Origin of the sequence: Pseudomonas sp. 478 (genome assembly GCF_003254125.1) — a bacterium.
Taxonomy (GTDB): Bacteria; Pseudomonadota; Gammaproteobacteria; order Pseudomonadales; family Pseudomonadaceae; genus Aquipseudomonas.
Genome location: NZ_QKZG01000013.1, coordinates 109,218 through 132,107, shown reverse-complemented (window position 1 = coordinate 132,107; position 22,890 = coordinate 109,218). Strand labels below are relative to the sequence as shown.

Here is a 22,890-nt window from a genome sequence, read left to right as displayed (position 1 = left end):
TCAAGCATCCAGTAGCGCGCGGGCAATGGTTTGGAGTTTACGGGTGAGCGGACCAACCGGCCAGCTCAGTGCGGCATAGGCGCGCACCGGCCAAATGCCATACACGCTGTTGCAGACAAAGACTTCATCAGCCCATTGCAGCTGATCGAGGGTGATATCGGTGATTTGCGTGGGAATCCCCAATGACTCGGCTTGAAACAATAATTCGGCACGCATCACGCCGGCCACGCCGCAGCGCTTCAAATCAGCCGTGATCAGCACGCCATCGCGGATCAGGAACAGATTGCTGAACACGCCTTCAATGACGCGTCCGGCCTGATCGAGCATCAAGCCTTCGGCATGATCGGTGTCTTGCCATTCGGAGCGGGCGATAACCTGCTCAAGACGGTTCAGGTGCTTGAGTCCGGCAAGCAGAGGCTGCCTGGAAAGCCGCGTCGCACAGGGGAACAGGCGAACGCCCTGCTCCGCATTGGCAGCAGGATAAACCGCAGGAGGGTTGCCCAGCATGATGCGGCGTGCCTGAGCCGAAGGATCGGGCGCATAACCGCGCGCGCTCTCGCCACGCGTGACGATGAGCTTGAGCACACCTTCGCCCAACGCTTGGGCATAGGTCAGTAACTCTGTGCAGACAGCCGCATGATCGAGATTAATTGCCAAGCGCTGGCAACCCTTGACCAAACGCACCATATGCCGATCCAGCAGCACTGGACTGCCGTTGTGTACAGCGATGGTCTCGAACAGACCATCACCGTAAGCCAGGCCGCGATCCTTCAGCGACAAAGCGTCAGCCGGTTGACCGTCGACCCAGCTGTCCATCAGTCAGCGAACCGGCGGAATACCAGCGAGCCATTGGTACCGCCAAACCCGAAGGAGTTGGACAGCACCACATCGATATCCATATTGCGCGCGGTATGCGGTACGAAATCGAGGTCGCAACCTTCGTCCGGCTCATCAAGGTTGATGGTCGGTGGCGCTACCTGGCTGTTGATCGACAGCACACTGAAGATCGCCTCGACCGCGCCCGCCGCACCCAGCAGGTGACCGGTCATGGACTTGGTCGAACTGACCGCCAGTTTGTAAGCGTGATCGCCAAATACCGACTTGATCGCACGGGCTTCCGCAAGGTCGCCGGCCGACGTCGAGGTGCCGTGGGCGTTGATGTACTGAACCTGATCGCCATTGATCTTGGCATCGCGCAGCGCATTGGTGATGCAACGTGCAGCACCTGCACCATCGGCCGGAGGCGAAGTCATGTGGTAGGCATCGCCACTGGTGCCAAAGCCGATCAGCTCGGCGTAGATCGTCGCGCCACGGGCCTTGGCGTGTTCCAGTTCTTCCAGAACCAGAGCGCCGGCACCGTCGGAGAGCACGAAGCCATCACGGCCCTTGTCCCATGGACGGCTGGCGCGGGTCGGTTCGTCGTTGCGGGTCGACAGCGCGCGCGAGGCACCGAAGCCGCCCATGCCCAGACCGCAAGCTGCCATTTCAGCGCCGCCGGCAATCATCACGTCGGCTTCGTCGTACATGATGTTGCGTGCCGCCATGCCGATGCAGTGCGTACCGGTGGTACACGCGGTGGCGATGGCGTAGTTAGGTCCCTGTGCGCCCAGATGGATGGACAGGAAACCGGAAATCATATTGATGATCGAGCCAGGCACGAAAAACGGAGAAATCCGTCGTGGGCCGGAATCATGCAGCGTGCGGCTGGTTTCTTCGATATTGGTCAGCCCGCCAATACCCGAACCCATGGCCACGCCGATGCGCTCACGGTTGGCGTCGGTGACTTCCAGACCGGCGTTACGAACTGCCTGAAAACCTGCGGCCAGACCGTATTGAATGAACAGGTCGAGCTTGCGAGCTTCCTTGACCGACAGGTATTCCTCGACATTGAAGCCCTTTACCGAGCCGCCAAAACGGGTGGAATAGGCAGAAAGGTCGGTGTGTTCGATCAGACCAATGCCACTGCGGCCAGCCAGAATGCCCTGCCAACTGCTCGGCACATCCGTGCCCAGTGGCGACAACATACCCATACCGGTGACTACGACGCGTCTACGCGACACAGCACTCTCCTTTTTTCAAATGACGACTTTGCATCAGGCCTAAAGGAAAAAACCGCACGCCGTGATGGCAGTGCGGTTTTTCCATGACAGCAAGCAACGATTACAAGCTATTAAGCCTGGTGGTTAGTAACGTAATCGATTGCAGCTTGTACAGTAGTGATCTTCTCAGCTTCTTCGTCAGGGATTTCGGTCTCGAATTCCTCTTCCAGAGCCATCACCAGCTCAACGGTGTCAAGGGAGTCGGCACCCAGGTCTTCAACGAAGGAAGCAGTGTTGACCACTTCTTCTTCTTTAACGCCCAGTTGCTCAGCAACGATTTTCTTGACGCGCTCTTCGATGGTGCTCATACCTTGTTTTCACTCCTAATGGACAAATTCAGGCAGCTGGCCAGTGGGTAAGTGTATAGAAAGACTTTTCAGTTTTTCAACTGAAAGCTTCACTCCTCAAACCCGACGACCCTCTGCCTATAAATAGATTGCAGCTTTATAACGGATTTTAGACAGCTCGTATGACATTTTTTTGAAGCAATCCGTCACATTTAACTCATGTACATCCCGCCGTTCACCGGGATTGTAGCCCCAGTAACGTAAGCCGCACCGTCGGATGCAAGAAAAGCGACCACAGACGCGATCTCTTGAGCTTGTCCCAGACGACCCAGCGGAATCTGCGTCTGCAAGGCTTCACGCTGTGCCTCGGGCAGTTCGCGGGTCATATCGGTGTCGATGAACCCAGGGGCCACCGAGTTTACCGTAATCGAACGCGAACCGACTTCACGCGCCAATGAACGGCTGAAACCTTCCAGACCGGCCTTGGCGGCTGCGTAGTTTACTTGGCCTGCGTTGCCCATGGCACCCACAACCGAGCCAATACTGATAATTCGTCCCCAACGGGCTTTGGTCATACCGCGCAAAACACCCTTGGACAGGCGGAACAGACTGTTCAGATTGGTATCAACGACGTCATGCCATTCGTCATTTTTCATGCGCATCATCAGATTATCGCGGGTGATACCGGCATTATTGACCAGGATCGCCGGCGCACCGAACTGCGATGTAATGCTCGCCAGTACTGCCGCAACGGATTCGTCGCTGGTGACATTGAGTTCCAGGCCAGTGCCTTGAATCCCGTTTTCCGCCAGGGTTGCCGCAATGCGCTCGGCACCCGAGGCAGACGTCGCGGTGCCGATAACGATGGCGCCCTGACGACCCAGTTCCAGGGCGATAGCCTGGCCGATACCGCGGCTCGCGCCAGTGACCAGTGCAACTTTACCTTGCAGACTCATGCAGGCTTCTCCTGATTCAGGCCAACGCTGCGCGAGCGGCAGCGAAGGCGTCGGGGGTATTGAGGTTGGATGTCGACACGCCTTCGGCGCAACGCTTGTTCAGGCCTGCCAGCACTTTGCCTGGGCCGCACTCGACCAACTGGGTAGCACCTTTGGCGGCCAGCGCCTGAACCGATTCGACCCAGCGTACAGGCTTGTAAAGCTGCTCGAGCAGATCGCGCTTGAGGGTTTCCAGATCAGCCGGCACAGTGGCGCTGACGTTCTGAACCACTGGAATCTGCGGCGCCTGCCAGTCGATCGCTGCGATCGACTCGGCGAAACGCTCGGCCGCCGGACGCATCAGCTCGCAATGGGACGGCACGCTGACCGGCAACGGCATGGCGCGCTTGGCACCACGAGCCTTGCAGCCTTCGATGGCACGCTCGACCGCTGCCTTGGCACCGGCGATGACCACCTGGCCAGGGGAGTTGAAGTTGACCGCACTGACCACTTCGCCTTGAGCCGCTTCGGCACAGGCTGCCAGCACATCAGCATCGTCCAGACCGAGAATGGCAGCCATGCCACCTTGCCCGGCCGGAACGGCTTCCTGCATCAACTGACCACGGCGCTCAACCAGCTTCACCGCGTCGCCCAGGCTCAGGCTGCCTGCAGCGACCAGAGCGCTGTATTCGCCCAGGCTGTGACCGGCAACATAAGCCGGACGCGCGCCGCCTTCAGCCAGCCATAGACGCCACAAGGCAATCGAGGCGGTCAGAATGGCCGGCTGGGTTTTATCGGTTTGATTGAGTTGCTCTTCCGGCCCTTGCTGGGTCAGTGCCCACAAGTCGTAACCCAGAGCATCGGAAGCTTCTTTGAATGTTTCGAGGACAACCGGATGTTGTGCGCCCAACTCGGCCAGCATGCCGAGGGACTGCGAACCCTGTCCCGGAAAGACGAATGCGAGGGAAGCAGACATGTAACAAGCCCCTAATGATCTTGTCGTCGGAGAATTGACGTCCCGCTTGGGGACGCAAGAAACTGACAGTTGGATGGCAAATTGAACTGAGCGGTCACATTTAAGCATTGTCCGACGAAAACGCCTAAAGCAACAAATCCTCCAGGCGACCATGAATACGTTCCGGCAGGTTTTCCTGGATCTCGATCAAGGCACGCTGAATCGCACTCTGGAAGCCCTGAACCCCCGCCGAACCATGGCTTTTCACCACAATCCCCTGCAACCCGAGGAAGCTTGCGCCGTTATGCCGCGCAGGCGCCAAATCAGCCTGCAAGCGCTTCATCAGCGGCAATGCCAGAGCACCGACCACTTTCGACGCAAGGTTTTTCTTGAACAAGGCTTCGATGCGCGCGGCAATCATGGTCGCCAGGCCTTCGCTGGATTTGAGCAGGATATTGCCGACAAAACCGTCACAGACCACCACATCCGCCTCGCCACGGTACACACCGTCACCCTCGACAAAGCCGATGTAGTTGATACCACGAGCACTTTGCAACAATGTTGCAGCCAGCTTGACCTGCTGATTACCCTTGATGTCTTCGGTGCCAATATTCAGTAGCGCCACTCGCGGACGAACGATGCCCAGGGTTTCCGCCGCCACCGACCCCATCACAGCGAACTGCAACAGATGCTCGGCGCTGCAATCGACATTGGCGCCCAGGTCGAGCAACTGGCAATAACCCTTCTGCGTCGGAATCGCCGCCACCATCGCCGGCCGATCAATGCCCGGCAAGGTCTTGAGCACAAACCGCGACAGCGCCATCAGCGCACCGGTATTGCCGGCACTGACACAAGCCTGCACCTTGCCGTCTCGCAGCAACTCCAGCGCCACGCGCATCGACGAGTCGGGCTTGCCGCGCAGGGCCTGGGCAGGCTTTTCGTCCATGGTGATGACTTCAGACGCCGGCGCAATCGACAGGCGCGAGCGATCCACAGCCGATTGGCCAGAGAGCAATTCTTCAAGAAGGGAGGGTTGACCGACGAGGGTCAGGTGCAGCGAGGGCGTAGCAGACAGGCAAGCAAGGCTGGCCTGAACAATGCTGCGGGGACCGAAGTCCCCGCCCATTGCGTCAATCGCGATGACTTGAGCAGACAAGTGATTACTCGTCAGCGCCCTTGTCGATCACTTTACGGCCACGGTATACGCCTTCTGGCGATACGTGGTGACGCAGGTGAATTTCACCGGTGGTTTTTTCTACAGACAGAGTGCTTGCCGTCAGGGCGTCGTGCGAACGACGCATGTCACGGGCAGAGCGGGATTTTTTGTTCTGCTGAACAGCCATAATTGATTAACTCCTAAACGTTTGGGTCACGCTTTAACTGCGCCAATACACTGAACGGGTTGGACCGCGTTACCTCGTCCTCGCTCGGTTCGGGCTCATCGAGACCCGCCGGCTGCTGGCATTCTTCCGGATGATGAGCAGGCACAATGGGCAAGGCGAGCAGAAGCTCCTCCTCGATCAGTGACTGCAGATCCAATGGATCTTCGCCCAGTTCCAGCACGTCATAACCTTTCGGCAACGACTGGGTATTCGCACCCTCCTTCACCACAGCATAACTGCATTCGCTATGGATCGGCAGGGTGACCAGCTCAAGACAACGCTGGCAAACCATTTTGACTTCGGTGTCGATAAAACTGTGGATTACCACAGACTTACGTTCATCTCGTTCAAAAACGAATTTAGCCTGCACCGTACCGACAGTGTCGGAAAGCGGGTCGCAGAGTCTCTCCAAATCGGCCAGCAGCAGTTCACCTTGAAGGGTGGTGCCACGATCAGCCAATTTGCGCGGGTCAACGTGAGGTGGAATCGGGTCATTCAACATAGGCGCAGCATTATAGGGATGCCCCCAGCCATGTCAAAGGAAATTCAGCCCTGTCCGTCACTTGCAAGCCTCCGCTAGAATTCGCCCCTGCCTTTTGGAGATGCGCATGCTGCCTTTATTACTCGCTTCTAGCTCGGTTTATCGCCGGGAATTGCTGGCCCGCTTGCAGCTGCCGTTTACCTGCAGCTCGCCGGATATCGACGAAAGCCACCGATCGGGCGAGTCTGCCGTCGTGCTGGTAAAGCGCCTCGCCGAGGAAAAAGCACGCGCGCTGGCCAGCAGCCACCCCGCTCACCTGATTATCGGCTCCGACCAGGTCGCGGTACTTGGCGATCGGATTATCGGCAAACCGCACACCTTAGAAAAAGCCCGCGAACAATTGCTGGCTTCGAGCGGCGCCAGTGTGACCTTCCTTACCGGCCTGGCGCTGCTCAACAGCCAGACGGGTGAATGCCAGGTCGACTGCGTGCCGTTCACCGTGCACATGCGCACGCTCGATGAGGCGCGCATCGAACGCTACCTGCGCGCTGAGCAGCCCTACGACTGCGCTGGCAGCTTCAAAGCCGAAGGCTTGGGGGTGAGCCTGTTTCAAAGCACCGAAGGCCCTGACGCCACCAGCCTAATCGGCCTGCCATTGATTCGCCTGGTGGACATGTTACTGGCCGAAGGTGTGCAGATACCTTAAAGATCTTTTGACTTAAAAAAACCGGCAAAAGCCGGTTTTTTTATGCAGCCAGAAAATCAGCGCAACGAAGGCCCCTGAAAGCCCATCCACATCGCCAGATGTTCAGCCACGCTGGCACCGAGTTTTTTCGAGAAGCGGTCGAAGGGCGATTCCTGAACGGTGAAATCCACCAACTCTTTCTCGCCGATCACATCACGCGCCACCGAACTGGCATTCCCCAGACCATCGATCAGGCCCAGCGGCAACGCCTGCTCGCCCGACCAGACCAACCCTGAGAACAACTCCGGATGTTCCTTGTCCTTGAGGCGGTCGCCACGACCTTTCTTGACGCTGCTGATGAACTGCTGATGAGTGGTATCGAGCACGCCCTGCCAGAACAGAGTTTCTTCAGGCTTCTGCGGCTGGAACGGATCGAGGAACGATTTATGCTCGCCGGAGGTGTAAGTGCGACGCTCGACACCCAGCTTCTCCATCGTCCCGACAAAGCCATAACCGGCCGCCGTCACACCAATGGAACCCACCAGGCTCGCCTTGTCGGCGTAGATCTGATCCGCCGCACTGGCGATGTAATAAGCGCCGGAAGCACCCAAATCCGAGATCACCGCGTAAAGCTTGGTGTCTGGATGCAGGCCGCGCAAACGGCGGATCTCGTCATAGACGTAGCCCGACTGCACCGGACTGCCGCCCGGACTGTTGATTCGCAGGATGACACCCTTGACCTTATCGTCCTCGAACGCTGCACGCAGACTGCCGACAATGTTGTCAGCGCTGGCAGGCTCCTTGTCGGCGATCATGCCGGTCACATCGATCAGCGCAGTGTAATTGCCACTGCGGGTGGCAGCTTTTTCCATGTCCATCAAAGGCGAGAACAGGATCAACAAGCCAAACAGGTACACAAAGGTCAGCAGCTTGAAGAAAATCCCCCAGCGACGGGACCGACGCTGCTCCTGCACGCTGGCCAGCAAGGTTTTTTCCAGCAGCTTCCAGCTTTTCTCGTCACCGCTCTCTGCGCTCGCCTTGGCGGGCGCTTTCCATTCGTCGGTCATGACATTTACCCCAGCAAAAACCTATTAAGCCCGCTGACTCAGCCAGGCACGCAATTCTGAAAAACGATTAATAGCCAATACCGGCTCGAATAATTTCAACGCTTCGATCGATTGCGCACCATAGCTGACGGCCACCGAATCCATGCTGGCATTACGTGCCATCTGCAAGTCAAAGGACGAATCGCCCACCATCAGCGCCTGCTCCGGGCGAACCTCGCAGTGAGCGAGGATCTGCTCAAGCATCAACGGATGGGGTTTGCTGGCGGTTTCGTCGGCCGCGCGGGTGATATCGAAATAATCTTCCCAGCCGTGAGACTTCAGCACCCTATCCAGACCGCGACGAGCCTTGCCGGTCGCGACCGCCAAGTGATAACCCTCGGCACGAAACGCTTCCATCGACTCGACCACACCTTCGAACAACGGCGATGGCACGGCTTCCGAGGCGATGTAGTGATCAGCATAGTACTGACGGAAGGCCACCAGTTCGTCGCCACCAATTTCCGGATACAACGTGCGAATCGCTTCCGGCAAGCCAAGACCGATGATGCCCTTGACGGCAAAATCATCGCGCAACTGAAAACCGGAGCGCTCGGACGCGACATGCATCGACTCGACAATCCGACCAATGGAGTCGGCGAGCGTGCCGTCCCAATCGAAAATCAGCAGCTTGTAATCAGATGGGTGCACTCAGGCGCTCCACGGTTTTGGCCCACATCTCGTCGACCGGCGCCTGCAACTTCAGCTCACCGCCATCAGGCAACGGCACGGTCAGCAGGTAGGCGTGCAGGAACAGGCGCTTTCCGCCCAGGTCACGAATCTCTTTGCTGAAGCCTTCATCGCCGTACTTGGTGTCACCGGCGATGCAATGCCCGGCGTGCAAGGTGTGGACGCGGATCTGGTGAGTCCGGCCAGTAATCGGTTTGGCTTCGATCAGGGTGGCAAAGTCGCCGAAACGACGCAGGACCTTGAACACGGTCACGGACTCCTTGCCCTCCTCCTCGTCGACCTCGACCATGCGCTCGCCGGAGCGCAGATTGCTCTTGCCGAGCGACGCCCGGACCTGCTTGATCGAGGCCGCCCAGTTGCCGCGAACCAGCGCCATGTAGCGCTTGTCGACGCCATCGCCGCGCAATGCCGTGTGCAAGTGACGCAGCATGCTGCGCTTCTTGGCGATCATCAGCAGGCCGGAGGTGTCACGGTCGAGACGGTGAACCAGCTCGAGCTCCTTGCAATCGGGGCGCAACTGACGAAAGGCTTCGATCACCCCGTAAGTCAAGCCGCTGCCGCCGTGAACCGCGATACCGCAAGGCTTGTTGATCACGATCAACGCCTTGTCCTCGAACACAATCGAGGCTTCGAGGCGCTGCAGCAGGCCTTGTGCCAGCGGCACAGGTTCGTCGCGCTCAGGCACGCGAACCGGCGGCACGCGCACGATATCGCCCGCCTGCAGCTTGTATTCGGGCTTGATCCGACCTTTGTTCACTCGCACTTCGCCTTTGCGCAAAATGCGGTAAATCAAGGTCTTGGGCACGCCTTTGAGCCGAGCGAGAAGGAAGTTATCAATACGTTGGCCGGCATATTCCGGCGAGACCTCCAGCAGTTGTACGGCTGGGGTCGAAGGGGCAGTAGTCGTCATGGTGCGGATGATAACAATTTTTTATGGAATTGAAGCACTTAATCATTGCTGCTATAGTCGCGAACGCCGCCAAAAGTGGCCTGGACAGCGGACTAACGGTCAAAAACCGGCCCTGACCAACGCAATTCACGAGGACGAGAGGCCGTCCTACGGGGCTTTCGCTACGAAACGGTAGAGTTCGCAGTTGTAACGAGCGCAGGTGACATGAGGCCTGAAGCATGCCGCAAAGCAGAGTTTTCACTCGCCTTGCGAGCAAATATTCACGGCCAGTTCACAAAGTGCAGTCAGCTACGAACAACCCCGAGCGAACGCTTCGGAAACAACGCCTAAATTAGCCATGATGCGTGACCTCCCCTTTCGGAGCTCACGGTAAATGCCAACCCGCTGCGGATTCTGCGCGCGGCAGCACCCGAATTATCAGGGATACGTGTAGGGTGGAGATGCACAACCGCTGGACTGTGTAGCAATAGGCTTTATCAAGACGCTTCATCTCGTCCACAGCCGCTGGTTGATTCCTCCTCCTGACTGAGTGCTTAAGTAGCCACAGCAAGCAGGACGCGTACGTCGCGACGCCGGCCCACATTGGCCGCCATCGCTAGACACTGGAGTGTCCAACCACTCCTGACGCACCTGACACCGACCATGAGAAGTCGTGTGTGCCGAACGCCGTTTCCGGCAGCCCGGAAACCGACGGTACTACATGAAAAGAATGCTGATTAACGCAACTCAACCCGAAGAGTTGCGTGTTGCACTGGTAGATGGCCAACGCCTCTACGACCTGGACATCGAATCCGGTGCACGCGAGCAGAAAAAGGCCAACATCTATAAAGGCCGGATTACTCGCATCGAACCAAGCCTTGAGGCTGCCTTTGTCGATTTCGGCTCTGAGCGCCACGGCTTCCTGCCCCTCAAAGAAATCTCCCGCGAATACTTCAAGAAAGCCCCCGAAGGCCGCGTCAATATCAAGGACGTCCTGAGCGAAGGCCAGGAAGTCATCGTTCAGGTCGAAAAAGAAGAACGTGGCAACAAGGGCGCAGCCCTGACCACCTTCATCAGCCTGGCCGGTCGTTACCTGGTTCTGATGCCGAACAATCCGCGTGCCGGCGGTATTTCCCGTCGCATCGAAGGTGAAGAGCGCAACGAACTGCGTGAAGCCCTGAACGGCCTGGTTGCTCCAGCCGACATGGGCCTGATCGTTCGCACTGCCGGCCTGGGCCGCAGCAGCGAAGAAATGCAGTGGGACCTCGACTACCTGCTGCAACTCTGGACCGCCATCAAAGAAGCCTCGCTGGATCGCTCCGCGCCGTTCCTGATCTACCAGGAAAGCAACGTGATCATCCGCGCCATCCGCGATTACCTGCGCCAGGACATCGGCGAAGTGCTGATCGACAGCGTTGAAGCCCAGGACGAAGCCCTGACGTTCATCCGCCAGGTGATGCCGCAGTACGCCAGCAAGATCAAGCTCTACGAAGACAGCGTTCCGCTGTTCAACCGTTTCCAGATCGAAAGCCAGATCGAGACCGCTTTCCAGCGCGTCGTTGAACTGCCTTCCGGTGGTTCCATCGTTATCGATCCGACCGAAGCCCTGGTGTCCATCGACATCAACTCGGCGCGCGCCACCAAAGGCAGCGACATCGAAGAAACCGCTCTGCAGACCAACCTTGAAGCCGCCGAAGAAATCGCCCGTCAGTTGCGCTTGCGCGACATCGGCGGCCTGATCGTCATCGACTTCATCGACATGACCCCTGCCAAGAACCAGCGCGCCGTGGAAGAGAAAGTCCGCGAATGCCTGGAAGCCGACCGCGCTCGCGTGCAAGTCGGTCGCATCTCGCGCTTCGGCCTGTTGGAAATGTCCCGTCAGCGCCTGCGTCCATCGCTGGGCGAAAGCAGCGGCATCGTTTGCCCGCGTTGCAACGGCACCGGCATCATCCGTGACGTTGAATCGCTGTCGCTGGCGATTCTGCGCCTGATCGAAGAAGAAGCCCTGAAAGACCGCACTGCCGAAGTTCGTGCCCAGGTGCCGATCCCGGTCGCCGCGTTCCTGCTCAACGAAAAACGCAACTCGATCACCAAGATCGAACTGCGCACCCGTGCCCGCATCGTCATTCTGCCGAACGATCACCTCGAAACGCCGCACTTCGAAGTGCAGCGTTTGCGCGATGACAGCCCGGAAGCCGCAGTCGGCCAGTCCAGCTACGAAATCGCTGCTGCCGCTGCCGAAGTCGAAGAAGTCCAGCCAGCCGCTGCGACCCGCACCCTGGTTCGCCAGGAAGCCGCGGTCAAGACAGCTCCGGCCCGCGCCAACGCTCCGGTTCCGACCGAAGTCGTCGCTGCCGCTCCTGTTGCCGCACCGGTCGCCGCGCCAGAGCCAAGCCTGTTCAAAGGCCTGGTGAAGTCGCTGGTCAGCCTGTTCGCGACCAAGGAAGAGCCTGCTGCTCCGGTGGTGGTTGAAAAACCGGCAACCACCGAGCGTCCGGCCCGCAACGAAGAGCGTCGCAACGGTCGTCAGCAGAGCCGCAACCGTAACGGTCGCCGCGATGAAGAACGCAAGCCTCGCGAGGAACGTGCACCGCGTGAAGAGCGCGCACCACGTGAGCCACGCGAAGCCCGCGAGGAAACGCCAGCAGTAGCAGTCGCCCGCGAAGAACGCGCTCCACGTGAAGAGCGCGCACCACGCGCACCTCGTGAAGAACGTGCACCGCGCGCTCCTCGCGAAGATCGCAAGCCACGTGGCGATCGTGAAGAGCGTCCGGTTCGTGAACTGCGCGAGCCTCTGGATGCCGCTCCGGCCGCCGCTGCTACCGCTGCTGCCGTTGAAGAGCGTCCGGCTCGTCAGCCACGTGAAGAACGTGCTCCACGACCACCGCGTGAAGAACGTCAGCCACGTGCCGAGCAAGCCCAAGCCGCTGCCGCTGTAGCTGAAGAAGAACTGGTTACCAACGAAGAGCAACTGCAGGAAGACGGTCAGGACGGCGCCGAAGGCGAACGCCCACGCCGCCGCTCCCGTGGCCAGCGTCGTCGCAGCAACCGTCGCGAGCGTCAACGCGATGCCAACGGTAACGTGATCGAAGGTTCGGAAGAATCCGAGTCCGCCGAAGGTAATGAAGCTGCCGAAACCAGCGAAGCGCCAAGCGCAGCCGATCTGGCCGCCGGCCTGGCTGTTACCGCAGCTGTTGCCAGCACCGTGATCAGCGCTCCAGCCGAAGCACAGGCTAACGAGCAAGCCGAACGCGCAACTGCCGCCACCCTGGAAACGGCTCCAGTGGAAGCGCCAGTGGTTGAAGCAACGACTCCGGTCGAAGCCACCGCCGCTCCGGAAATCGAAGTGGCCCCGGTTCGTGAAGCACAGCCTGTATTCGAAGCTGCCGCTGAGCCAGTAGTTGCCGCAGAACCGGCTGCCGAAACAACTAGCGAAACAGTAACCGAAGCTGTCCGTGAAGTTCGCGAAGAGCAAACGGCGTTCAACTGGGTTGCCGAGCCACCCGTCGCCGAAGTGCCAGAAGCCGAGGCCAAGGTGTCCGAGCCAGTGGTTGCTGCTGCCGAGCCTGCTCCGGTGGTTGAAGCGCCGGTTGTTGCCGAAGTGGCCGCACCGCAAGTCGAAGCCGCCCCTGTCAGCGCCCTGACGCCAAGTGGCCGTGCGCCGAACGACCCACGAGAAGTGCGTCGTCGCAAGCGTGAAGAGGAACGTCTGCAGAAGGAAGCCGAACTGGCTGCCGCTGCTGCTCCAGCGGCTGTCGAACCAGCACCGGTTGTCGCTGAAGTCGTCGAGGCAGCACCTGCCCCGGCTGCTGAAGTCGCTGCTGCCGAACCCGCTGAATCGGTGATCGAAGAAGCACCGCGCTCCGTTCAGGAAGCGGTAGAGCAACACGAGCAAGCCCTGGAAAAAGAACACGAGCCTAAACCTCTCGTCTGATTCCATCGGCCACTAAAAAGCCCCGCCTGGTGATCCAGGCGGGGCTTTTTTTATGCCCGTGTCCATTGCACCTTCCTGATGAGAAACCAGAAGGTGTAAACCTTATTCAGGACTAGACACCGCAAATATCACTCTCTGTGGGAGCGAGCCTGCTCGCGATGGCGGTTTAACATTCGATACTTATGCAAGCTGATCGAACGCTATCGCGAGCAGGCTCGCTCCCACAGGGGATCTGTTCCGAGGCTACTGGAAGGTCAATTTCTCCGGCACATCCACATCCCACAACACCCCAGGATCGTCCACGACCACCTCGACTACTCTCGCCTGCGCGAACAACGCCTTGGCCCCTCGATCGCCGGACAACGCCATTAACGCCGGACCAAAGCTGCGCCCAAATCCCACCGGGTGCCCGAACTCGCCTTCATGCACCGGCACGCTGATGCAATCGTCGGCCATACTCGCCACTACCCGCTCGATGCTCGACGGCAAGATGAACGGCATGTCCCCCAGCACAATCAGCCAGCCACTGAGCTGCGGACACGCCGCCACCCCGGCCGCGATGCTGTCGCCCATGCCGGTCGATTCAATCAGCACAATTTCGCAACCATAAGCCTTGGCCATGCGGATCACTTGCGGTCGATCCACCGTGGTCACCAGGACGCGCTTCTCAAGAGACGCCGGCAAATTCACCAGCACTTGCTCGATCATCGAATGCACAGCGCCGTCGCGCCCCGTGCAATCCGCCACCAGCTTGTCCCGCTCGGCACCGGCCTCCTGTCGAAACCGACGGCCCTGCCCCGCTGCCAGCACAATGACGCCGATGGGTTCGCTCATACGCCCTCCTGCAACAGCTTCTTCTGCTTGAGCTCGACACCGTTCTTGATCGCGACAATTTCGGCCAGCAGCGACAAAGCGATTTCCGCCGGTGTGTGGCTGCCAATGTGCAAACCGATCGGACCGTGCAGCCGAGCGATAGCCTCTTGTGACAAGCCTAGCTGAGCCAGATTGTCCCGGCGCTTCAAGCTGTTGACCCGCGACCCCAGCGCACCGACATAAAACGCCCTGGAGTCCAGCGCCGTCAGCAGCGCCATGTCATCGAGTCGAGGATCGTGGGTCAGTGCGACGATGGCCGTTCGCTCGTCAGTCTGGATGCTGAGTACCGCGTCATCGGGCATACCCGAAACAAATCGCCCGTGCTGCTCTTCCCAGCCGTAAACGAACTCGGTGCGCGGATCGCAGATCAGCACTTCGAAATCCAGCAGCCGTGCCATTTCGGCGACATACCGGGACAACTGCCCCGCACCGATCAGCAACAGCCGCCAACGCGGGCCGTAAATGGCCCGTAGCGTCTTGCCATCGAACGTCAGGACATCCGTCTTGTCAGCCGCTTGCAGCGTGACTTCACCCGTCTCGACACTGAGTGAGCGAGCCACGATTTCATGTTCCTCGCAGCGCGCCAGCAACTCGGCGACCCAAGCCGGATCGCCGACCCGCTCCTCGGTCAGGCGCAAGGTGCCGCCGCACGGCAAACCGAAGCGTGCCGCCTCCTCACGGGTGACGCCGTAAGTGATCAACTGCACCGGCGGCCCATCGGCGGGAATCCGACCGTCATGCAGCCGGGCAATCAAATCGTCTTCGACACAACCACCGGACACCGAGCCAATCACCACACCATCTTCACGCAACGCCAGCATGGCGCCAGGTGCCCGCGGCGCGGTGCCCCAGGTCTGGACCACGCTGTACAACACCACCCGCTGACCGGCGCGGCGCCATTCGAGCACGCTGCGCAGGACGTTCAGATCGACGCTGTCCATCAGGCTTGTGCCTTCTGCCAACCTTGCAGCTGATAGCGAACCGGCAAGTTGCGGATGCGCTTGCCGGTGGCGGCAAAGATTGCGTTGCACAGTGCTGGCGCAATCGGTGGCACGCCCGGTTCACCGACACCGCCCAGTGGCACATTGCCTGGCGGCGTGACCAGATGAACCGCGACTTCCTTCGGCGCCAGGGACATGCGCGCCACTTCATACATGTGGAAGTTGTCCTGCTGGACCTTACCGTCCTTGAAGCTGATTTCCCCCAGCACCGCGTTGCCCAGCCCCATGACACAGGCGCCTTCGAACTGCGAGCGAATCCGCTCGGGGTTGATCTGCGGACCGCAATCCACTGCGATGTCGGCCTTGTGCACGATCAGCGTGCCGTCGTCTTTGACTTCAACCTCGATCACCGCCGCCACATAGGTCACGAAGCTGTAATGCACCGCCAGCCCCAAACCTCGGCCCTTGGGTAACTCACGACCCCAACCGGCGGCTTTGGCAGCGGTTTCCAGCACCGTGCGCATCCGCGCGGTATCGATCGGATAACGCTCGGGGGATTCGCCGTAGTTCCACTCTTCACTCAAGGTGCGCGGATCGATCTGCCGGTCCGGGCCCAGCAATTTGATCTGGTACTTGAGCGGATCCTGGCCGGCCTTGTGCGCCAGTTCATCGACAAAGCTCTGAATCGCAAAACCGTGAGGAATATTCGACACCGAGCGATACCAGCCGACCCGGGTGTGAATCGCCGCTTCCGGGTTTTCCAGGCGCACGTTGGGGATCGCGTAAGCCATGTTGGTGAAGCCCATGCCCAGTTCGAAAGCCGCCTCGTGGTTCATGCCCGGCGCAAACAACGCGGTGATGCTCGGCGCCACGGTGCGGTGCAACCAGCCGGACGGCAGGCCATCCTTGTTCAGGCTGGCTTTCAGGTACTCGGCCGACACCGTGTGGAAATAGGAGCAGTGGATGTCGTCTTCACGGGTCCATTGCACCCGCACGGCCTTGCCGGGGAATTCCTTGGCGAGGATGGCCGCTTCGATGATGAAGTCCGGTTTGGATTTACGCCCGAAACCGCCGCCCAGCAAAGTGACGTTAAAGGTGACGTTATCGAACGTAATGCCGAGGCGCTCGCCAATGCGTTCGCGGGTGACTTGGGGGGCCTGGCTTGGGGCCCAGGCTTCGCACACACCGTCCTTGAAGCGGGCGATGGCGACCATCGGCTCCATGGGGGCTTGCGTCAGGTGCGGCAGGTAATAGGACGCTTCGAGCGTGCTGTCGGCGCCGCCCATGGCTTCGTCGATGCTGCCGGTATTGCGCACCACTTTGCCGGGTTTGAGGGAGGCGGCCTCAATTTCCTTGCGGTAGGCGATCGAGTCGTAACTGGCGTTAGGGCCATCATCCCACTCGATTTTCAGCGCTTCACGGCCCTTGATCGCCGCCCAGGTATTACTGGCGACCACGGCCACGCCGCCCAATGGCTGAAACTCCGACGGCAGCGGATGGCCTTCGATCTGCACGACCTTGATCACGCCCGGGACTTTCATCGCGGCACTGGAGTCGACGGACTTGACCTTGCCGCCGTACACCGCAGGGCGTGCAATGGTGGCGTAGAGCATGCCATCGAAATGAACGTCTGCACCGTAAATGGCGCGGCCATTGACGATGTCGGCACCGTCGATGGCCTTGGTGCCTTCCTTGCCGATGTAGCGGAACTCCGACGGCTGCTTGAGCCGCAGGCTGTCACGCGCCGGCACTGCCAACGCACCGGCCGCGGCGGCCAAGGCGCCGTAACCCAGCTCACGACCGCTCGGTTTATGGATGACTTTATGCAATTGCGCATGGCATTCGCTGACCGGCACTTTCCACTGTTCGGCAGCGGCTTGTTCAAGCATGGTCCGCGCGGCAGCACCGCAGCGACGCATCGGCTCGTACCAGTGGCGCATGCTGCGCGAGCCATCGGTGTCCTGGTTGCCGAAGCGCACTTCGTCGCCCGGCGCCTGTTGCACCTTCATCATCGCCCAGTCGGCGTCCAGTTCATCGGCCACCACCATCGTCAGACTGGTGCGCACACCCTGGCCCATTTCCGAACGGTTGCAGACCACGGTCACCCTGCCGTCAGCGGCAATGCTGACGTAAACCTTTGGATCGTCGATCCAGCCGTTGGGCATGCCATCGGCGCCGAATTTCTTCTCTTTCTCCGCAGCCAAAGCATCTTGCCAGCCCCAACTCGCCACCAAAACCAACGCACCGGTGGCGCCAACGCCTTTGAGGAAACCGCGACGACTGAGGTTGCTCAGCGCGAAATCATTCGGTAACTGGCTCATGCCTTAGCCTCCTTCAGGTGAGTGGATGCCTGGCGGATGGCGGTCTTGATGCGGTTGTACGTGCCGCAGCGGCAAATGTTGCCGACCATCGCCTCTTCGATCTGTTCGTCGCTGGGGTTCGGGTTGGTCTTGAGCAACGCCGTGGCGGACATGATCTGCCCGCCCTGGCAGAAACCACACTGGGCCACGGCGGTCTCGAGCCAGGCTTGCTGGACGACTTGCCCGACCGGGTCGGCGTGCAGGTTATCGATGGTGGTGACGTTCTGGCCGACCACTGAACCGATCGGCGTGATGCAACTGCGCGCCGGGGCGCCGTCGATATGGATGGTGCAGGCACCGCACAGGCCCATACCACAGCCGAATTTGGTGCCGTTGTAACCGGCCACGTCGCGGATTGCCCAGAGCAGCGGCATGTCCTCGGTGACATCGAGTTGATGGTCTTGACCATTGAGCTTCAGGGTAATCATGGGCACGCCCGCATATTATTGGTTATGGGGTCGAGCAATCTGCCGCCCAGGGTTGGCGGTTGGTATCACGCAGATCGGCTCAGGCTAAATGGGCTCTCTTATACGGACGGTAGCGTCTGCATCGGGCCTTTGGTGGAGCAAACGTTTGCATCGTTAGGTGGCTAAGTTAACCCAGCATTAACAAAAAAGCCCTGCACCGTTAAACGTGTGCAGGGCTTTTAGATCATTCTTGAAAGCGTAGCCTCAATACCGATTGGGCTCCATTTCCAGGTCGACATGAAAACGTTCTGAAATGTCTTTCTGGATGCGTTGCGCCAGGTTCAGCAATTGCAGACCGGTCGCGTTGCCGTAGTTGACCAGCACCAATGCCTGCAATTTATGCACGCCGGCATCGGCTTCACGGAAACCTTTCCAGCCGGCCCGCTCGATCAGCCACCCCGCCGCCAGTTTCATCTGCCCGTCGGGTTGCGCGTAGGCCACCAGATCCGGGTATTCACCTTTGAGTTGCGCGACGAGCGCCGCTGGCACCAACGGATTCTTGAAGAAGCTGCCGGCATTGCCGAGCACTGCCGGGTCAGGAAGCTTTTCGTTGCGAATGCTGCAAATCGCCTGGCTGACATCGGTGGCGGTCGGGTGATCGATACCTTGCTCGGTCAGGCGCTGACGCACCGGGCCGTACTCCAGATGCAGGTGCGCGGCGCGGTCCAGGATGAAACGTACCCGCAGGATCAACCAACGCCCCGGTTCCTGTTTGAACAGGCTGTCGCGGTAGGCGAAGTTGCATTCTTCCAGGGTGAAGTCCCGCAAGTCGCCGGTCTGGCGATCCAGCGCGGTCAGGCCGGCGAACACGTCCTTGATCTCCACACCATAGGCGCCGATGTTCTGCATCGGTGCCGCACCGACGGTGCCGGGAATCAGGCTGAGGTTCTCCAGTCCCGACAACCCCTGCGCCAGAGTGTGCTGCACGAACGGATGCCAAGGCTCGCCGGCCTCGGCCTCGATCACGACCTTGCTGCCGTCATCGCTCAGGATGCGAATCCCGCGGGTGGCCATGCGCAGCACCAACGACTGGATATCGGCCGTCAGCAGCAGGTTGCTGCCACCGCCAATCACCAGCAGCGGCACGTCATGTTCCACCGCATAAGCCAGGGCTTCACGCACGTCGGCATCGTTATGGGCCTCGGCAAACAGCCGGGCCTGAACATCGACGCCAAAGGTGTTGAACGGCTTGAGCGAAACCCGGGGTTGGACCTGCAAACTCATAACCGTCCCTTCAATTCGATCACCAGCAAATCACTGGCGCGCTCGATCAGGTCCAGTACCTGCTCAAAGCCTTGGTCGCCGTCGTAGTACGGATCCGGCACTTCATCGATTTCCGACTGGTAGCGACGCAGGAACAGGTCCAGCTCGGCTTTGCCCTTGGCCGGTTGCAAAGCCTCGAGGTTGCGCAGGTTGCTGTGGTCCATCGCCAGAATCAGGTCGTAGGTGGCGAAATCGGCGCGGGACACTTGCTGGGCGCGCTGGGCGGACAGGTCATAACCGCGCAGCTTGGCCGCCGCCTGGCTGCGCTTGTCCGGGGCCTTGCCGACATGCCAGTCACCGGTACCCGCGGAGGCGACTTCGATTTGATCGGCCAGCCCCGCTTCGCGCAGTTTATGTCGCAACACGCCTTCGGCCGTGGGGGAACGGCAGATGTTGCCCAGGCAGACAAACAAAACCCGCATCAGGCCTCCAGCAGGCGACGAACGCGCTCAAGGTCTTCGACGGTGTCGACGCCGGTCGGCGGTGCGATCAGCGCGTCGGCGACGTGAATCCGCACGCCGTGCCACAGGGCGCGTAGCTGTTCCAGGGATTCGGTATTTTCCAGCCAGCACGGGCCCCAGCTGACGAAGTCATGCAGGAAACCGGCGCGGTAGGCATAGATGCCAATGTGGCGGCGATACGGCACGCCTTCCGGCAATTGCTCGCGGCTTTTGGCGAACGCGTCCCGGGCCCACGGCAAGGTGGCACGACTGAAGGTCAGCGCCAGGCCATTAAGGTCGCTGACAACCTTGACCACGTTGGGATTGAACAGGGTTTCCACGTCTTCGATCGGCTCGGCAAGCGTGGCCATGCGCGCTTCGGTGTGGGCGGCCAGGTTGGCGGCCACCTGATCGATCACGCTCGGCGGGATCAACGGTTCGTCACCCTGGACATTGACCACAATGGCGTCGGGCGCCAGGCCCAGTTTCGCGGCGACTTCAGCCAAACGGTCGGTGCCGGAATTGTGATCTTCGCGGGTCAGCACCACTTCAGCGCCAAACCCTTTGCAGGCCTCGACGATGCGCGCATCGTCAGTGGCAACCACCACGCGCTGAGCACTGCTTTTGCTCGCCTGTTCCCAGACGTGCTGGATCATCGGCTTGCCGGCGATCAGCAGCAGCGGCTTGCCCGGCAAGCGGGTGGAGGCGTAACGCGATGGAATGACAACGGTAAAGGCTGTGGTCATTTATCCAGACGCTCGTCGGTGGTCAGGGTGCGGGCTTCGGTTTCGAGCATCACCGGGATGCCGTCACGAATCGGGTAAGCCAGGCCTGCGCCTTTGCTGATCAGCTCGGTTTTGTCGGCGCTGAGCTTGAGCGGGCCTTTGCAGACCGGGCAAGCGAGGATATCGAGCAATTTGGTGTCCATGAGCATTCCCTGGATAAATGGATTTAAGGCAAAAGACGAGCCGGCAACAGGCGCATCAGCTGCGTATCGAACCAGGCCACGAAAGCCGGTGATGGCGCAGCATCGACCGCCAGGTACCACCAATCGGCGGCGGCGAAGGCACGGCACTTCACCGCGTCCTTTTCGGTCATCACCAACGGCAATGACGGTGTGAAATTCAAGGCCTGCACGCTGTATTCGGCGTGGTCGGCAAACGCATGCGGGATTGGTTGCCAGTGTAACGTTTCGAGGGTTGTGAAGAAACGCTGCGGATTGCCAATCCCGGCCACGGCGTGCAGGGCCTGGCCAGCGGGAAAGTGGTCGAGGGGACGCCGCTCGCCGCTGTGCAGATTGATCAATTCGGTGGGTTGAAGCTGGAAGGCAAAACCGTCGTCGCGATCGGCATCGGCACCGTTGTAGAGCACCGCGTCGACACTTTGCAGACGCTCGACCGGTTCACGCAACGGCCCGGCTGGCAGGCAACGCTGGTTGCCCAGGCCGCGGGCGGCATCGATCAGCACCAGTTCAAGGTCGCGGGCCAGACGGTAATGCTGCATGCCGTCGTCGGACAGGATCAGGTCCAGTGGCTCACTCGCCAGCAGGGCTTTGACGGCGCTGCTGCGGTCCGGGTCGATCATCAACGGAACGCCGGTGCGCTGGACGATCAACAGCGGTTCGTCTCCCGCAATATCGGCGCTTTGATCCGCCTCGACTCGCCACGGCAAGTGGGGTGGCCTGGCGCCATAACCCCGACTGACCACGCCGACCCGCAAACCGCTGCGCTGGCAGTGCTGGATCATCCACAGAATCAGCGGCGTCTTGCCGGTGCCGCCGACGGTGATATTACCCACGACGATCAGCGGCACCGGCGGTTGATAGATCTCGCCCTCACCCGCCAGAAAACGCTTGCGCTTGTTAATCACCACGCGCCGATACAACCACTCCAGCGGCTGCAACAGCTTCAGGGCCGGATGACCTTGGTACCACGCGGCGAGCAAGCGATCGGACATGGCCATCAGGGCGCGGGCGGCGCCGCCTCGACAGTGGTCATGCGCAGGTGACTGAAACCGAGTTTACCGGCGGCGTCCATGGCGGTAATGACGGACTGATGCTGAGTCTTGCCGTCGGCGCTGATGGACAGCGGCAGGTTGGTGTCGCCACTGGATTCTTTCTGCAGTGCGTCCATCAGGGTCGCCAGGTCGTTCTTGGGCAATACCTGATCATTCACCGAGAAGGCACCTTCGGCACTGATGGCAACGTCCAGGTGTTTGACCTGCTGGTCTTCGGCCGGCGAACCGCTGACCGCTTCCGGCAGATCCACGCGCAACTGGGTTTCACGGGTAAACGTGGTGGTGACCACGAAAAACAGCAGCAGGATAAACACCACGTCAATCAGCGACGCGAGGTTGATGTCTACCGTTTCCCGCGGTTTACGGCGGAATTTCACGCTTTGCCCCCATTAAGGTCGACATCACGGTCACCCTGTACGACCTCGACCAGTTTGATCGCTTCCTGCTCCATGCCTACCACCAGTTCATCGATCCGGCGTTGCAGGAATCGGTGGAAGAAGACCGCCGGGATACCGACCATCAGGCCTGCGGCCGTGGTGATCAGCGCTTTGGAAATACCGCCAGCCAGCACCGCAGCATTGGTACCCATGCCCGTGCCCATGAACGCGCTGAAAATGTCGATCATGCCCAGCACCGTACCCAACAGACCCAGCAACGGGGCCATGGCGGCGATGGTGCCCAACGCGTTGATGTAGCGTTCGAGCTCGTGAATGACCCGTGCCGCAGCCTCTTCGATGCACTCTTTCATGATCTCGCGGCCATGCCTGGAGTTGGCCAGGCCAGCCGCGAGGATTTCGCCCAACGGCGAGTTGGCGCGCAATTCCTTGAGTTTTTCTTTATTGAGTTGCTTGTCCTTGATCCACACCCAGACTTGCCCGAGCAAATGCTCCGGGGTCACACGGCTGGCTCGCAGGGTCCAGAGACGCTCGGCGACGATTGCCATGGCCGCGATGGAACTCAAAATGATCGGCAGCATCATCCAGCCGCCGGATTTGACCAATTCCCACACAGTGACAGCCCCCTCGAAAAAGTGCGCCACTCTAACATAGGGGGTGAGCGCACCGAAGACCGTGATGTCGCATCCAGTCGG

The 22,890-nt window shown here is 60.0% G+C and carries 24 protein-coding genes; 2 read left to right on the top strand and 22 right to left on the bottom strand.

What is annotated here, in order from left to right; translation table 11 throughout:
* The 8 genes from pabC to DFS28_RS24255 all read right to left on the bottom strand — a co-directional run bounded on the left by pabC (position 1) and on the right by DFS28_RS24255 (position 6,160).
* Positions 1-816, bottom strand: coding sequence for an aminodeoxychorismate lyase (gene pabC, locus DFS28_RS24290; RefSeq protein WP_111451779.1), 816 nt, complete (start codon positions 814-816; stop codon positions 1-3).
* Positions 816-2,060 (bottom strand): beta-ketoacyl-ACP synthase II, encoded by a 1,245-nt coding sequence (gene fabF / locus DFS28_RS24285; RefSeq protein ID WP_111451778.1) that lies wholly within the window; start codon positions 2,058-2,060, stop codon positions 816-818. The genes pabC and fabF overlap by 1 nt, the downstream gene beginning before the upstream one ends.
* 110 nt (positions 2,061-2,170) lie before the next feature.
* Positions 2,171-2,407: an acyl carrier protein gene (gene acpP / locus DFS28_RS24280; protein ID WP_003442511.1), complete on the bottom strand. Its 237-nt coding sequence runs from the start codon at positions 2,405-2,407 to the stop codon at positions 2,171-2,173.
* A 191-nt stretch (positions 2,408-2,598) separates the two neighbouring features.
* Entirely contained in the window at positions 2,599-3,342 is a 744-nt protein-coding gene (gene fabG, locus DFS28_RS24275) for a 3-oxoacyl-ACP reductase FabG (RefSeq protein ID WP_111451777.1), read from the bottom strand.
* Between the two features lie 16 nt (positions 3,343-3,358).
* Complete coding sequence (gene fabD / locus DFS28_RS24270) at positions 3,359-4,297, bottom strand: ACP S-malonyltransferase (RefSeq protein ID WP_008152335.1); 939 nt, start codon at positions 4,295-4,297, stop codon at positions 3,359-3,361.
* A gap of 124 nt (positions 4,298-4,421) precedes the next feature.
* Positions 4,422-5,432: a phosphate acyltransferase PlsX gene (plsX, locus tag DFS28_RS24265; protein ID WP_081757410.1), complete on the bottom strand. Its 1,011-nt coding sequence runs from the start codon at positions 5,430-5,432 to the stop codon at positions 4,422-4,424.
* 4 nt (positions 5,433-5,436) lie between these two features.
* A complete protein-coding gene (rpmF, locus tag DFS28_RS24260) occupies positions 5,437-5,619 on the bottom strand; it encodes a 50S ribosomal protein L32 (protein ID WP_008152339.1) in 183 nt (60 codons plus the stop codon).
* A 13-nt stretch (positions 5,620-5,632) separates the two neighbouring features.
* Positions 5,633-6,160, bottom strand: coding sequence for a YceD family protein (locus DFS28_RS24255; RefSeq protein ID WP_004371317.1), 528 nt, complete (start codon positions 6,158-6,160; stop codon positions 5,633-5,635).
* 106 nt (positions 6,161-6,266) lie between these two features.
* Between DFS28_RS24255 and DFS28_RS24250 the strand changes: the two genes are divergently transcribed.
* Positions 6,267-6,845, top strand: coding sequence for a nucleoside triphosphate pyrophosphatase (locus DFS28_RS24250; RefSeq protein ID WP_111451776.1), 579 nt, complete (start codon positions 6,267-6,269; stop codon positions 6,843-6,845).
* A gap of 56 nt (positions 6,846-6,901) precedes the next feature.
* Here DFS28_RS24250 and DFS28_RS24245 read toward each other — a convergent pair whose 3' ends face one another.
* Genes DFS28_RS24245 through rluC form a run of 3 tightly spaced genes read right to left on the bottom strand, consistent with a single transcriptional unit; the run spans position 6,902 to position 9,527 of the window.
* Positions 6,902-7,891 (bottom strand): S49 family peptidase, encoded by a 990-nt coding sequence (locus DFS28_RS24245; protein WP_111451775.1) that lies wholly within the window; start codon positions 7,889-7,891, stop codon positions 6,902-6,904.
* A 24-nt stretch (positions 7,892-7,915) separates the two neighbouring features.
* Positions 7,916-8,578 (bottom strand): HAD-IA family hydrolase, encoded by a 663-nt coding sequence (locus tag DFS28_RS24240; protein WP_111451774.1) that lies wholly within the window; start codon positions 8,576-8,578, stop codon positions 7,916-7,918.
* Positions 8,565-9,527 (bottom strand): 23S rRNA pseudouridine(955/2504/2580) synthase RluC, encoded by a 963-nt coding sequence (gene rluC / locus DFS28_RS24235; protein WP_008152351.1) that lies wholly within the window; start codon positions 9,525-9,527, stop codon positions 8,565-8,567. Before rluC ends, DFS28_RS24240 begins: the two co-directional genes overlap by 14 nt.
* A 700-nt stretch (positions 9,528-10,227) precedes the next feature.
* Between rluC and rne the strand changes: the two genes are divergently transcribed.
* On the top strand, positions 10,228-13,440 hold the full coding sequence (gene rne / locus DFS28_RS24225) for a ribonuclease E (protein WP_111451772.1): 3,213 nt from the start codon (positions 10,228-10,230) through the stop codon (positions 13,438-13,440).
* Positions 13,441-13,683: 243 nt separating this feature from the next.
* Here the strand turns inward: rne and DFS28_RS24220 are convergent, their stop codons facing one another.
* From DFS28_RS24220 to DFS28_RS24170, 11 genes are all read right to left on the bottom strand, one after another.
* Positions 13,684-14,274, bottom strand: a complete 591-nt coding sequence (locus DFS28_RS24220) for an NTP transferase domain-containing protein (RefSeq protein WP_111451771.1) — start codon at positions 14,272-14,274, stop codon at positions 13,684-13,686.
* Positions 14,271-15,254 carry an XdhC family protein gene (locus tag DFS28_RS24215; RefSeq protein ID WP_111451770.1) on the bottom strand — a complete coding sequence of 328 codons (984 nt, stop codon included), beginning with the start codon at positions 15,252-15,254 and terminating at the stop codon, positions 14,271-14,273. The genes DFS28_RS24220 and DFS28_RS24215 overlap by 4 nt, the downstream gene beginning before the upstream one ends.
* On the bottom strand, positions 15,254-17,575 hold the full coding sequence (locus tag DFS28_RS24210; RefSeq protein ID WP_111451769.1) for a xanthine dehydrogenase family protein molybdopterin-binding subunit: 2,322 nt from the start codon (positions 17,573-17,575) through the stop codon (positions 15,254-15,256). Before DFS28_RS24210 ends, DFS28_RS24215 begins: the two co-directional genes overlap by 1 nt.
* On the bottom strand, positions 17,572-18,042 hold the full coding sequence (locus DFS28_RS24205; RefSeq protein WP_111451768.1) for a (2Fe-2S)-binding protein: 471 nt from the start codon (positions 18,040-18,042) through the stop codon (positions 17,572-17,574). The genes DFS28_RS24210 and DFS28_RS24205 overlap by 4 nt, the downstream gene beginning before the upstream one ends.
* Before the next feature lie 243 nt (positions 18,043-18,285).
* Positions 18,286-19,305, bottom strand: coding sequence for a UDP-N-acetylmuramate dehydrogenase (gene murB, locus DFS28_RS24200; RefSeq protein ID WP_102614838.1), 1,020 nt, complete (start codon positions 19,303-19,305; stop codon positions 18,286-18,288).
* On the bottom strand, positions 19,302-19,766 hold the full coding sequence (locus DFS28_RS24195; protein WP_111451767.1) for a low molecular weight protein-tyrosine-phosphatase: 465 nt from the start codon (positions 19,764-19,766) through the stop codon (positions 19,302-19,304). Before DFS28_RS24195 ends, murB begins: the two co-directional genes overlap by 4 nt.
* A complete protein-coding gene (gene kdsB / locus DFS28_RS24190) occupies positions 19,766-20,530 on the bottom strand; it encodes a 3-deoxy-manno-octulosonate cytidylyltransferase (RefSeq protein WP_008152377.1) in 765 nt (254 codons plus the stop codon). The genes DFS28_RS24195 and kdsB overlap by 1 nt, the downstream gene beginning before the upstream one ends.
* Positions 20,527-20,712 carry a Trm112 family protein gene (locus tag DFS28_RS24185; RefSeq protein WP_007945752.1) on the bottom strand — a complete coding sequence of 62 codons (186 nt, stop codon included), beginning with the start codon at positions 20,710-20,712 and terminating at the stop codon, positions 20,527-20,529. The genes kdsB and DFS28_RS24185 overlap by 4 nt, the downstream gene beginning before the upstream one ends.
* 23 nt (positions 20,713-20,735) lie before the next feature.
* Positions 20,736-21,746 carry a tetraacyldisaccharide 4'-kinase gene (gene lpxK / locus DFS28_RS24180; protein WP_111451766.1) on the bottom strand — a complete coding sequence of 337 codons (1,011 nt, stop codon included), beginning with the start codon at positions 21,744-21,746 and terminating at the stop codon, positions 20,736-20,738.
* Positions 21,746-22,177 (bottom strand): biopolymer transporter ExbD, encoded by a 432-nt coding sequence (locus DFS28_RS24175; protein ID WP_111451765.1) that lies wholly within the window; start codon positions 22,175-22,177, stop codon positions 21,746-21,748. The genes lpxK and DFS28_RS24175 overlap by 1 nt, the downstream gene beginning before the upstream one ends.
* Positions 22,174-22,809, bottom strand: a complete 636-nt coding sequence (locus tag DFS28_RS24170; protein ID WP_165934036.1) for a MotA/TolQ/ExbB proton channel family protein — start codon at positions 22,807-22,809, stop codon at positions 22,174-22,176. Before DFS28_RS24170 ends, DFS28_RS24175 begins: the two co-directional genes overlap by 4 nt.
* Between the last annotated feature and the right edge of the window lie 81 nt (positions 22,810-22,890).